The sequence below is a fragment of the Bacillus sp. JJ1521 genome, assembly GCF_036965165.1.
In the GTDB taxonomy this organism is placed as follows: Bacteria; Bacillota; Bacilli; order Bacillales; family Bacillaceae_L; genus Ferdinandcohnia.
In genome coordinates, this window is record NZ_JBALOX010000021.1 from 1 (window position 1) to 12543 (window position 12543).

A 12543-nucleotide genomic window follows, 5' to 3' on the forward strand; every position below is an offset into this window, starting at 1 on the left:
AACCGTATTTACCACAGCTGCTTCTAATGCTGCCGTCCCACCTGAAGGAAGGAGCAAAACATCTTGTTTGGTCCCGAAGACTGTTTTGACTCGCCCGGTAGCATCTTGATACAGCTTTACAAATTCTGGTGTACGATGGCTAATCATATCCTGCGCCATGGCCAGTTCTACTTTCTTAGGAATGGGAGTTGGTCCAGGATGTCTAAGAATATTTTGATACATTTTTAATCCTCCATTTCACAACCTTAATAAGGTTGATTTATCTAGATTTGATTATATCTTATTTTAATGTATTTTTCAGTTAATTCCGTCTTTAACCAGAAAGGATTACATATCAATGATAAAAAAATAACCCTCTACTTTTTCAAGTGAAGGGTTAACAAAGTTAAGCGACGTACTCTTCTTTTTTTATATCAGTTGGGTCTTCCTTAAGATAATATTTTCCTTTTGTAGCAATAGCCAAAATAATCGTGAGGATAGCAGCAAGAATGCTTGCAAAAAATGCGGCCGTACTTTGTAAAAACGTACCCATATATCCTAGCGCGGCGACCGTTCCAAGGATACATGAAATTAATAGTGCGCCAACTCCTACTGGATTCCATTTATATAAGTACGCTTGTTTAGCCTCATAGTAACCTGGGCTAAGCTTTAATATTTTCTTAACGAAAACAGCATCTGTCACTAATATAGATGCCCAGGACAATAGGAAGACTCCTTGGAAAGTCAAGACTGTATCAAGGTGATTGACAATATTACCAAGCATTAAGAGGATAGCGGATACACCGGTTACAACGACCCAAAAACGTCTTCCAGGTTTAAAATGAAATACGTTTTCAAAAAAGTTCGATAGTGATAGTGAACCACTGTAAATATTTGTAACGTTAATTCTAACTTGGGTAATCATTGTAAATAATGCTCCCCACATACCTAGAAGTGTAACGATATACACACCAGGATTCGGTTCACCAAGACGAACACCGAACCAAATACCTAAACCGCCCATTACACCAAAACAGAAAATCTGTGGGACAAAGCCAATTGCAAATATTCCAATTTTCCTGTCTTTAGGTTTAAGAAAACGTGCGTAGTCGGACGCAAGCAGGGGAGTTAATCCCATAATTCCGTGTTGCATACCAATGCAAAGTAAAAGAGCTGTTCCTCCAACTTGAACGTTTTCTGGCATATATGTCCAGAAGCTTCCATCGTATAAGGACGGTGTCATAGCTGCGACAATAATCGCGGCAATTAAAAAAACGCCAAACAGTGGTAAGGACCATTTTTGTAATTTGTCCAATTGTTTGATTCCAAACCAGTTTAGTGGAATGACGAGGGTACCAAAGAATAGAATTAAAGCCCATTCAGGAATAACGGGTAAGAATTCGTGGACTGCGGAAACTAGAATTAAACCTTCCAGTGCACAATACATGATGAAATTTGTGGCATAAATAATGGAGGTCAAAGATGCGCCAATATATCCGAATCCGCCTCCCCTTGATAATAAATTGACGTTCATACCAGACTTTGCAGATAAGTACGCAATGAATGTTCCAAGAATACCGGCAACGATAATCGCATATATAGCGGAAATTATGGCGTTAATAGCACCAAACTGAAGTGCCATCACACTTCCCATTTGAAAATAAAAAATAGCCGTTGCAATTCCGAATGTAATATTCGTTATACTTAACCAACTCATGTTCCTCTTGTTAAGTGGTACTCTATCCAATGAATAATCATCACTCGCTTCATTGCGGTTCTGATCTGCTTGGATAACAGATCCCATTTTATCATCTCCTTTTGTGAATGTTTTCACAAGTGTGTTGCTTGTGTAATAAATAGTATTCTACAAACGCGCTTAACTGTTTGTAAGTATATCAATTATAAAATAGAGGTAGCAACCGCGATAATCACTCATATATCGTGATAAGACCCCATTAGAACGATTCTAGTAGACATAATCTGCCTCTATCTTAGGAATGGTTCCAAATACCGAATAATTCGATCTAAATGCTATTGAATATGCGTATTATGATGATGGATGGAATAACTTGCACAATTAGAAAAGAATAATTTTCGGATTTTGTCGAAATGAGGTAAACATATTATTTTTATATAGAATAGAACAGTGCCTTATAGAAATATTTTAGTAAAATCTTCTGAAAAATGTGTTAAAATAAATAGAGTCGAGATAACGTTATCATAGAAGCATTACATATGGTCTGCTATTAAAAGTAGTCGCGACAAGACAGGGATTGGAGGAATATCTATGACTGCTGGACTTATAATCATTTTACTACTCGTTCTATTTTTACCTTTCGTTGTAAAACCAATTGAACGAAATTTAGAACCCTTTTTATTTGTCATGGGCTTCCTAGCGGCACTGGTAAGCGGTGTCTTTAATCGGGAGTTATTTTTTCATGCGTTAAAAGACCCCATTTTCATTACGCTAGCTGTGCTTATCGCAGGTTTATTATTCAAATGGTTGAAGAGACCAATTGAAGGGGCCATCTTAAATGTTAGTCACAAAATGGATATCCGTTTATTTCTTGCAATAATCATTGTGGTTTTAGGATTATTATCAAGTATTATAACTGCCATTATTGCTGCTATCGTGCTCGTATCGATCGTAAGTACGTTAAGTTTGGATCGCAAAACCGAAATTCGGACTGTTATCCTAGCTTGTTTTTCGATTGGACTAGGTGCCGTTCTAACGCCAGTTGGGGAACCATTATCAACGATTACAACAAGTAAGTTAAAAGAGGATTTCTTTTATCTTTTTGAATTAATTGGTCTTGAAGTTATTGTTGCTGTAGTTTTAATTGGTGTTGTAGCACTATTCGCATTAAAACCAGTTGAGGGTGCTGGTGGCTTGGATGGGGACAACCAGGCAGAAAGCTACTCTGAAATCATTGTTCGTTCCTTTAAAATTTACCTATTCGTAATGGGTCTAACTTTATTAGGTGCAGGCTATGAACCATTGGTAAATATGTATTTACTTCATTTACAACCAGGGGTCCTTTACTGGATCAACATGATTTCGGCGATTCTTGATAATGCCACATTAGCTGCAGCTGAAATTAGTCCATCTATGAATTCAGAAACACTTCGCTTCTTGCTGCTAGGGCTAATCATTAGTGGTGGAATGCTAATACCAGGAAATATCCCCAATATCATTTCAGCTAACAAACTTGGAATTACAAGTAAAGAGTGGGCAAAATTCGGTGTGCCATTTGGTTTAGTTGTTATGGTTATTTTCTTTATTTATTTGCTTATTATGGGGTAACAATTAAGAGACCTAAAGAATGATCATCAAAAGCCACCTGCATTTTGACAACAGGTGGCTTTTGATTTTATTTAATTTGAAGGTTTTCCATTTGCTTAATAGATACAATTACATCTTGATCACTATAGGAACCCAATAATTGCATTGTCTCCTCAGGACTTGCTGCGTGGGAAGCAATCCGTGCCATTGCTTGTTCTTGGTTGTTGGTGATACCTAGATCGTTAAAGCAAGCCGGTAAGTCTAACATCTGCTAGAAAGGTATAAGTTCCTATACCTCATCTAATTTTAAAAGAAAACTGTATATGTAAATGTGAAATTTCTGCTAATACTTTGTGTTCTTTACCATAAGAAATACTTATCCATTTTCATAATAAAGATTAAATTTATTAATCACCCTTTTGCAANNGTACAAGGGGTGGTAGTAAATGGAATATATAATTCTATTTTTCATTGGGATTTGTGCGACGACTTTGGGGACGCTTGCTGGTGGTGGGGGATTGATTAGTCTCCCGTCAATGTTGCTTTTGGGGGTACCAGTTCATTCAGCAATTGGGGCGAATAAGGTTTCCAATACGATTAGTTCGTTCTCGAGCTTCTTCTATTTACTACGGAAAAAGGAGCTTTCTTTAAAAGAGTCGATTTGGATTATACCAGTTAGTTTAGCCGGGGGGATCAGCGGGGGCTTTATTGCTTCAAGGATTTCTGCAGAAAATATGTATATTGTGGCAATTGTCCTGTTATTGTTTGCTTTCATTGTTTCCTTTATCGGAAAAGGGAACTTTACAGGAAATGAACCATTGAAGTTTAACAAAATAAGTGCACCGGGGTTGTACAGTATTGGTATCTACGATGGGTTATTTGGTCCAGGTCAGGGGACGTTAATGCTTTATCTATACAATCATTTAAATATCGCATATATTCGTGCGGTTGGATTAGTAAGACTCGCTACGTTTTCTAGTTGTTTTGGGGCTGCAATGACGTATATTGCGACAGGTAAAATTATATGGCCAGTTACAATTGCATTGTTGCTAGGTTCCGTTACAGGGGCACAAATTGGGGTGCGCATTGCTCAGAAGCTAAAGCCCCAGTATGTAAAACCAATTTTAAGAATTGTAACAGTACTGCTTATTGTTCAAATTGTAAGTGAGAATGTACTTTAAATAAAAATCTGGGCTTAATGAAAAAGCCCAGATTTTTTTAGTTTTTGTTTGATTGGAGTACTGAGTTTGTTTAAAGGTTCTTTTAGCCAAGCACCAAACATGATGGCTGCCATGCCAAATAAAGTTAGGATAAAGAGATCATAGTAAACTGTTTCCCAGATAATCCCGCCAACAGCTTCACGTGTTAAACTGATGGCATAGCTGAATGGGAGGTAAGGGTGAATGTATTGAAAAAAGGAAGGCAGCAGGACAACTGGGAAAGTGCCACCCGAGCTTGAGATTTGTAAAACTAGGAGCACAATTGCTAAAGCCTTGCCGACATTGCCTAGTATTGATACAAGAGAGTAGATCATGACGACGAAGACGAGACTGATAAAAACACTAAACAAAATAAAGAAGAAGGGTGCACTTACTTCGACTCCTATTAGCCACATATCTCCAGCAGTCACAATAATGGTCTGCAAAATACCAATCGTTAAAAAGGTTAATGCTTTTCCAAAGTACTCCTCTTTTCCTGTTATGCTTTCAAAACCATGAGCATCAATCGAAAGTAGCGATATCATTAATAATCCGCCTACCCAAATTGCTAGTACTGTATAGAACGGCGTCATTCCCGTACCGTAATTTGGAAGAGGGAAAAGTTTATGAGAATCCAAAACAACAGGTTCAGCAAAGAAGCCACATTCTACCTCCGGATCATTTCTTAGCAACTCAATAACGTCATTAATGTTGGCTTTTTGATTAAGGTCACGAATTTTCCCAGCAAGATCATTTACCTTTTGATTTAAATATGGGTATTGATTACGAGCAGCACCGATGATGTTTTTCCCTTCTTGTAGTTGCCCATTCGCATTAGTAAGGATTGATTCAATTCTTGGTATGATTTGTTGTACCTTTACAATGATTTCCCTTGCCCCTTTTATGGTCTGTTTTGCATTTTTGAGCTGAGTTCGAATGTTTGGCTCAATTTCATTGTTGTATTGATGTATGAATGTGTCGATCTGGTCTCTTGTATTTTTTGAATAGCTTTGAACCTCTTCTAAGCTAGGTATGTTTTTGTCAATATCATTAATCTGTTGATACAAGGAATCTACTTGTGAAACGGCATTATCGAGATATTGATTCTGAACTTGAAGTTGTGACTTGTATTGCTTCCCAAGTGTATTTAATTCTGTTCGGATATCATTTAGTTGCTCATTTGATCGATTGTCAGTTAGTGAATCTAGTTGATTAAACGAGTCATTGATATCCGGGTTATTTAATCCGCTTTTCATGTCACTAAGTAGACTTTGAAGAGATTTGATATCCCTTTTGGTTGAGGCTAAATCAGTAGGGATATTATCTACTGATTGGATATAATCATCCACTGTGTGTGTTGCGTGTTGAACCTTTGCCAAATCCACTTTGATGAGTGGAGATAATTCATTAAAGCGGGTTTCAGCTTTTGTAAGGAAAGAATCCGCATCGTCAATTGTATGTAAGGCTTGGTCGGTCGTACTTTTCGCTTTTGGAATCAATCCCTGGATATCATCGATTACGGATTCTGCTTGATTTATTTCTCCGTAAGCATCATCAAGTGCCATTTTTATAGATGGCATTTTCTCTTGCAATAATAAGACATAGTTTTGAAATCGCTCAATATCAGGTTTATTCTGTTCCAGTTCAAGTCCAAGTCTATTAAAAGCATCAAAAATAGTCCCGTTTACCGTGGAAACAAACTGGCTTGTAATCTGTTCAGTAATGACACTGGCCCCTTTTTCTGTAATCTTTGGGGAGATGGCATTCACTTTTTCATTTACATAATATTGTATTGTTGCTTTTGTTGGGTGGTCGCTAATAACAGTTCCAAGCTTATTTGAAAAATCAGAGGGGATAATAATAACCGCGTATAGATCTCCAGATTTAACCTCCTTCATTGCTTGGTTGCGGTTGAGAAAATGCCATTCAAACGAGTTATTCTTTTTTAAGGTTTTAATTAAGTCATCTCCAATCTGAATTTCTTTATCGTCAATTATAGTCCCTCGGTCTTCACTAACAATGCCAACCGGAATTTGATTGGTATTGCCATAAGGGTCCCATGAAGCCTTGATGTTAAACCAAGCGTAAAGCGATGGAAGCAAAATAAGGGATAGGACAACTATAGCTGCAACCCAATTTGTTAACGTATTGTTAATATCATTTAAAAAGATCATCCTGATATTTTTCATATGGCAATTCCTTTCTCGAAAGACTCTTTCTATTAGTAATGCCATAAATTTTAACGAATATCAGATTTTCGTAGCCCTATTTGGTTATCCTAGTCAGAAGGAGCGTGAAGACAGTGGAATCATCATTTTGTCCAGTCATGTGGGATGAGGATCCAACACCCGAAGACCAGAAGGATTGCAAGAAATGTGGATTGTATCAGCAGGGTACACGGATGATCTGGGGAGAGGGAAATCCGACAGCTCCGATCATGATTATATTGGATAATCCTGGTGCCCGAGAAGATCGTGAAGGAAATCCAATGATTTGTGGAACAAGGCAGACCTTGCAGAAAGTAGCCCATGAAGCTGGGATAGATAAAGAGCAATTATATGTCACGTATATTTTAAAAAGACAGCCAAAACGGGCTTATGATAAGGAGAAAACACGCGAAATCTGCATGAATCATCTCCTTGCTCAGTTGGAGGAGCAGAAACCGAAACTAATTGTTTGTCTGGGCAATGTGGCAGTTCAGTCATTTTTTCAGAACACCGAACTCGAGGTTAAAGGACTTAGAGGAAACTTTTATCAGATGAATGGCTATCAAACGACTGTCGCGTACCATCCGCTTGCGGCCAGAAGAAGACCAAATTTGTATCCACTCCTTCTTGAAGATATGCAGTTAGTAGCATTAGAGCTTCGGAAACAAATCTGATAAAAGGACAGGTCAATATAAACCTGTCTTTTTTAGTTTCCAGTATATTTAAATGAGTATATATGCGTTTTTGTTAACTCAATGACTTCCTCAATAAACTCCTCTTCAGTTTCCTTGAAACCATTTGTGATCCAATTTTGGATAAGCCCGTAAAAGCCATAGGCTGTGTAGCGTTTAAAGTAGTCCATGTTGACTGGAATATTGTTGATTGTTTCAAATATAAATTTTTCTTGATAAATTTTTAAAATTGTTTGAGGGAAACTTGTATGTAATCCCGGTAATGTGTCTTCATATTTAATGAGCTCAAAAAAGGTACGATGCTAATCAATATAGGAAACAATATTAAAAGATGGTTTACCTATCTTTGATGTAAATACTTTTTGTCCGGGTGTATATGGTTTGCCAACAGAATTCCATAACCCCGTCATCATAGAATCTAGTAAATCTTCAGCTAAATCAATTTTATCCTGGTAGTGAACATAAAAGGTACTGCGATTATAGGATGCTTTATCTACAATATCCTTTACAGAAACGGAATGATAACCCTTTTCTTTAATAAGGTCGATGAGAGCAAGTTTTAGATGTTCCTTTGTACGATTTTGACGTTTAGAATGGATATCAAATTCATCATTCATTAAAAAAACCTCCCCCAAAATAGACAGTTTTGTTTCAACTGTCTACTAGTTAGACAATTCTATTTTAATTGATGATTGTTAAGTATACCTACAATAGTAGAATTAAATTATGAACAAATGGTGACAATACCGTTTGTGGTAAATATTACTCTACCTTAGGGTAACACTATATCCAAATTATATTTTATAGGGGAGGAATACAAAATGGGAAAATTACAAGGCAAAGTGGCTGTCATAACTGGTGGAGCTTCAGGCATTGGTGCAGCAACAGCTCGTTTATTTGTTGAAGAAGGGGCAAAAGTTGTTCTTGTTGACTTAAATGAAGAAAAAGGTAAAGCTTTTGAAGCGGAATTGAAAGCGCTAAATGCAGAAGCTCTATTTGTAAAAGCAAACATTACAAGTGAAGAAGAAGTGGCAAATATCTATAAACAAACAATCGAAGCATTTGGTAAAGTGGATGTTGTTTTCAACAATGCAGGTATTGGACGGGTTCAACCATCACATGAATTAGAGTATTCTGAGTGGAGAAATACAGTAAATGTGGACTTGGATGGTGTTTTCTTAGTAGCACGTGAAGCTATCCGTGAATTCTTAAAAGCCGATGGTGGAGTAATCGTAAACACTGCATCAATGTACGGTTGGGTTGGGTCACCAGGTTCAGCAGCCTATAACGCAGCAAAAGGTGGCGTAGTTAACTTAACTCGTTCACTTGCACTTGAATATGCTGAACAAAATATTCGTGTAAATGCGCTTTGCCCAGGTTTCATTGATACACCAATTATTCCTGAAGAAAGCAAAGAAGTTTTACGTACAATGACTCCAATGAAGCGTCTTGGACAAGCTGAGGAAATGGCTAAAGCTGTTTTATTCCTAGCTAGCGATGATTCTACATTCATGACCGGAAACAGCTTAATTGTCGACGGCGGCTATACTGCTCAATAATTAAAAAATAATGACTCATCACCAAAATGGTGGTGAGTTTTTTTGTCGGTATAATTTGTTTCCATGAGGGACCTTTAGTAGAAATAACGTTAATTTAAGTATATTGAAATAATAGTTTATTTAATTCTGACTTATTCATTTTGTATAAAAATAATAAAGATTCAAAAATATATTGACAACAGTATACTTGTCGACTAGTATGTAATTATAATTTGAAAGCGCTATCCAATTGATGGTAGGGCTAATTAAGAACTCTGTAATAAGATAATTTAAAAGAGGGGGATTTACATGTTGAAAAAGTTTGGGGTAGTTGCACTATTCGTTATTTTTAGTTTACTAATTGCAGGTTGTGGACAAGAATCTTCTGGTTCCGGATCAAAAGGTAAGAAAGTTGTTATCAAAATTGCGAATAATTTTGGTACAGACCATCCACATAATATTGCTTTAAAAGAAAAGTTTGAGAAAATCGCAGAAGAAGAATCTAATGGAACTTTGGATATTCAAATCTATGAAAATAATAAATTAGGTAAAGAATTAGAAACATTTGATGGGGTAAGAAATGGTTCGATAGAAATGGCTATTGCTGGTACAACTGTATCTGGTGATCCAGAAAAACTAAAAGTCGGTGACTGGCCATTCCTATTCAATGACTTAGATCATGCAAAGGCAGCTTTTACTGGAGAAGTTGGTGCTGAAGTTGCTCAAGAATTAGAAGAAAAAACAGGAGTAAAAGTGTTGGCCTGGGCTGCAAACGGTTTCCGTGCATTTAGTAGCCATCAACCAATCACAAGTATGAAAGACTTTGAAACTTTTCGTCTAAGAATGCCTGATTTACCAGAATATATTGCAATTGGTGAATCACTAAATGCAAACGTTATCTCGTTGCCATTCTCTGAAATATTTACAGCATTAGAGCAAAAAGTTGCGGATGGTCAAGATAATCCATTATCCACATTAGTGGCAAATGGGTTCTATGAAGTACAAGACAACGTTTTACTTTCAAATCATGTTTTCAGTCCGAACATGTACGTGATTAATGCAGATCTTTGGGAAAATAAATTAACAGATGAACAAAGAAGTGCAATTGAAAAGGCAGCCAAAGAGTCCTCTGAATATCAATGGCAGTTATATGGAGAAAGTGTTGAAAAAGACATTGCTTTCTTAAAAGAAAATGGCTTAACAGTTACAGAGCCAACTGAAGAATTCAAACAGGACATGGTTGATGCAATGGATTCATTCTATAAAGAGCGTAAAGCAAAATATTCATGGGCTGAAGGAATCCTTCAAAAAATTGAAGATTTAAAATAATAATTTCTGTAAGAGGGGGAGGTCTTTACTTGTGTAAAAGGGGCATCCCCCCTATTTTCGAGGGAAGTGTAAAGCAGTTACAAATTTGTACATAAAGGGGAGTGGCATGGTGGAATTAGAAAAGGTCCGTTGGGGAATTATTGGATGCGGAACTGTCACAGAAGTTAAAAGCGGTCCCGCACTGCAAAAGGTAAAAAAATCAGAGTTAGTCGCGGTCATGCGCAGGACCGGTGAACTTGCAAAAGATTATGCCCAAAGGCATGGTGTTCCGAAATGGTACGATGATGCGAACGCATTAATAAATGACCCTGAAGTTGATGCTGTCTATATTGCGACGCCACCTTCTTCTCATAAAGAATATGTGCTTAAAGTAGCAAAGGCTGGAAAACCAATCTATGTAGAAAAGCCTATGGCACTTAATATTGAAGAAAGTAACGAAATGATTGCCGCGTGTAAGGAAGCAGGCGTTCCGCTATATGCTGCATACTATCGTAGAGCAATGCCCCGTTTCTTAAAAATTAAAGAGTTATTGGATAATAATGCAATTGGGGATGTTCGCTTTGTCTCAACGACTCAGTATCAAGTAGCGATGGAAGATTTGAAGGATTCCTGGAGGGTTAAAACGGAAATATCAGGAGGCGGACTTTTATATGATATGGGAAGTCATACGCTAGACATATTGGACTTTCTCCTCGGGCCTATAAGGGAAGTAAAGGGCTTTACTTCAAACCAAGCGGGCATTTACCCTGCAGAGGATATCGTTACTGGGACTTATTTATTTGAATCTGGTGTCCATGGAGTTGGAAATTGGTGTTTTTCCGCTTTTACAGATGTAGATATAAATGAAATCGTTGGAAGCAAAGGAAAAATTACTTTTTCCACTTTGGGAAATGAGCCAGTGGTATTAACGACGAATGATGGGAAAACGGAGTGGAGCTTTGAACCACCACAACACGTACACCAACCACTAATTGAAATAATTGTGGCAGAATTAACTGGAGAAAATGAAAAGTGCCAGAGCACGGGTATTTCTGGGGCAAGAACAGACTGGGTAATGGGTGAATTTTTCAAATAAAACCAATTAACCATTTTTGAATGACTCCTTCTCTAGCCTGTCGGAGTTTAAGGAGCATTCTATTTAAAACTATAAGAGTTACACTAATTTTTTTTCTGATTTATCGGTCGACAAGTATCCTGAAGTTCTGTGATTTGTTAAGTAGTGTTGTTGAATAGTATTTTCAAAATAAAAGAGTGGCAGATAAGGAGTTATGAATATGAGAATAGCATACCAAGAGATGAAAGAAGAATTCAAACGCGTACTAATGAAGAAGGGGTTCGCTGAACAAGATGCTGCGGAGGCAGCTGAATCATTTACGAATAATAGCTGTGATGGAGTTTATTCACACGGGGTAAATAGATTTCCAAGGGTTATCGAATATATTGAAAAAGGCTATATTAAGCCAGATGCAGTTCCGGAAAAAATCAGTAGTTTTGGTGCAATCGAGCGATGGGACGGGAATTTAGCATTAGGAAACCTTACTGCAAAAAAATGTATGGATCGGGCAATTGAATTGGCCGGGGAATATGGAATAGGGTGCGTAGCATTAAAAAATACAAATCACTGGATGAGGGGTGGAGAATTTGGCTGGCAGGCAGCGGAAAAAGGATTTATCGGAATTTGTTGGACAAATACACAACCCAATATGCCTGCATGGGGTGCTCAAGACAGAAGAATCGGTAATAACCCAATTATTCTAGCACTTCCAAGAGCAGAAGGGCCAGTTGTTGTAGATATGGCGATGTCACAGTTTTCCTATGGGAAGATTGAAAAATATAAAATGGATGGTCAAGAATTACCTGTACCAGGAGGATTTGATAGTCAAGGGAATCTTACTACAAACCCTAAAGCAATAGAAGAAACTTGGAGAGTACTGCCGGTAGGTTATTGGAAAGGTTCAGGTTTGTCAATCGTTCTTGACATGATTGCTTCTATGTTGTCAGGAGGAAATACGACACATGGTGTAGGAAAACTAGGCGATGATGAATATGCATTATCACAAGTGTTTATTTCTATTGCGCCAGATAAACTAGGCAATGGTTCTGGAGAGGAAATGATTAACGACTCAATTAAATACATTAAAGAATCGGTTCCGGCTACAAGTGGCAATGAAGTGTACTACCCAGGAGAGCGTACGATGAATACAAGAAAAGAGAACACTGAATTAGGAATACCTGTTGACGAAGAAGTATGGCAAAAAATTAAGTCTATGTAAGCAATTAACGTAAAAGGCATTCGGACGGTTGGGGCAATGACAG

9 protein-coding genes and 2 pseudogenes are annotated in these 12543 nt (G+C 37.4%); 7 read left to right on the forward strand and 4 right to left on the reverse strand.

The window, feature by feature from the left end; translation table 11 throughout:
- Nucleotides 1-222: pseudogene (locus tag V7147_RS04140) on the reverse strand (alanine--glyoxylate aminotransferase family protein); the annotation flags it as partial.
- Nucleotides 223-385: 163 nt separating this feature from the next.
- A complete protein-coding gene (locus V7147_RS04145) occupies nt 386-1783 on the reverse strand; it encodes a purine-cytosine permease family protein (protein ID WP_335366601.1) in 1398 nt (465 codons plus the stop codon).
- Nucleotides 1784-2266: 483 nt separating this feature from the next.
- Between V7147_RS04145 and V7147_RS04150 the strand changes: the two genes are divergently transcribed.
- Nucleotides 2267-3283 carry a DUF1646 family protein gene (locus tag V7147_RS04150; protein ID WP_335366602.1) on the forward strand — a complete coding sequence of 339 codons (1017 nt, stop codon included), beginning with the start codon at nt 2267-2269 and terminating at the stop codon, nt 3281-3283.
- Between the two features lie 425 nt (nt 3284-3708).
- Entirely contained in the window at nt 3709-4443 is a 735-nt protein-coding gene (locus V7147_RS04155; RefSeq protein ID WP_335366603.1) for a sulfite exporter TauE/SafE family protein, read from the forward strand.
- A gap of 14 nt (nt 4444-4457) precedes the next feature.
- Here V7147_RS04155 and V7147_RS04160 read toward each other — a convergent pair whose 3' ends face one another.
- Nucleotides 4458-6650, reverse strand: a complete 2193-nt coding sequence (locus V7147_RS04160; protein ID WP_335366604.1) for a YhgE/Pip domain-containing protein — start codon at nt 6648-6650, stop codon at nt 4458-4460.
- Between the two features lie 137 nt (nt 6651-6787).
- On the opposite strand from V7147_RS04160, the gene V7147_RS04165 reads away from it, so the two are divergent.
- The gene (locus V7147_RS04165) at nt 6788-7342 is read left to right on the forward strand and encodes a uracil-DNA glycosylase (protein ID WP_335366660.1); all 555 of its coding nucleotides are present in this window, start codon (nt 6788-6790) and stop codon (nt 7340-7342) included.
- 32 nt (nt 7343-7374) lie between these two features.
- Here the strand turns inward: V7147_RS04165 and V7147_RS04170 are convergent.
- Nucleotides 7375-7977 (reverse strand): annotated as a pseudogene (locus V7147_RS04170) (TetR/AcrR family transcriptional regulator).
- 204 nt (nt 7978-8181) lie between these two features.
- Between V7147_RS04170 and V7147_RS04175 the strand changes: the two are divergent.
- The 4 genes from V7147_RS04175 to yiaK all read left to right on the forward strand — a co-directional run bounded on the left by V7147_RS04175 (nt 8182) and on the right by yiaK (nt 12500).
- Nucleotides 8182-8919: an SDR family NAD(P)-dependent oxidoreductase gene (locus V7147_RS04175; protein WP_335366605.1), complete on the forward strand. Its 738-nt coding sequence runs from the start codon at nt 8182-8184 to the stop codon at nt 8917-8919.
- A gap of 288 nt (nt 8920-9207) precedes the next feature.
- Complete coding sequence (locus tag V7147_RS04180; protein ID WP_335366606.1) at nt 9208-10227, forward strand: TRAP transporter substrate-binding protein; 1020 nt, start codon at nt 9208-9210, stop codon at nt 10225-10227.
- 106 nt (nt 10228-10333) lie between these two features.
- Nucleotides 10334-11302 carry a Gfo/Idh/MocA family protein gene (locus V7147_RS04185; protein WP_438824539.1) on the forward strand — a complete coding sequence of 323 codons (969 nt, stop codon included), beginning with the start codon at nt 10334-10336 and terminating at the stop codon, nt 11300-11302.
- A gap of 199 nt (nt 11303-11501) precedes the next feature.
- A complete protein-coding gene (gene yiaK, locus V7147_RS04190) occupies nt 11502-12500 on the forward strand; it encodes a 3-dehydro-L-gulonate 2-dehydrogenase (RefSeq protein ID WP_335366608.1) in 999 nt (332 codons plus the stop codon).
- Nucleotides 12501-12543: the final 43 nt, after the last annotated feature.

Excerpts from the sequence above, each read along its gene's own strand:
- V7147_RS04145 (WP_335366601.1), bottom strand. The coding sequence starts at position 1,783 with ATGGGATCTGTTATCCAAGCAGATCAGAACCGCAATGAAGCGAGTGAT.
- V7147_RS04150 (WP_335366602.1), top strand. The coding sequence starts at position 2,267 with ATGACTGCTGGACTTATAATCATTTTACTACTCGTTCTATTTTTACCT.
- V7147_RS04155 (WP_335366603.1), top strand. The coding sequence starts at position 3,709 with ATGGAATATATAATTCTATTTTTCATTGGGATTTGTGCGACGACTTTG.
- V7147_RS04160 (WP_335366604.1), bottom strand. The coding sequence starts at position 6,650 with ATGAAAAATATCAGGATGATCTTTTTAAATGATATTAACAATACGTTA.
- V7147_RS04165 (WP_335366660.1), top strand. The coding sequence starts at position 6,788 with ATGTGGGATGAGGATCCAACACCCGAAGACCAGAAGGATTGCAAGAAA.
- V7147_RS04175 (WP_335366605.1), top strand. The coding sequence starts at position 8,182 with ATGGGAAAATTACAAGGCAAAGTGGCTGTCATAACTGGTGGAGCTTCA.
- V7147_RS04180 (WP_335366606.1), top strand. The coding sequence starts at position 9,208 with ATGTTGAAAAAGTTTGGGGTAGTTGCACTATTCGTTATTTTTAGTTTA.
- V7147_RS04185 (WP_438824539.1), top strand. The coding sequence starts at position 10,334 with ATGGTGGAATTAGAAAAGGTCCGTTGGGGAATTATTGGATGCGGAACT.
- yiaK (WP_335366608.1), top strand. The coding sequence starts at position 11,502 with ATGAGAATAGCATACCAAGAGATGAAAGAAGAATTCAAACGCGTACTA.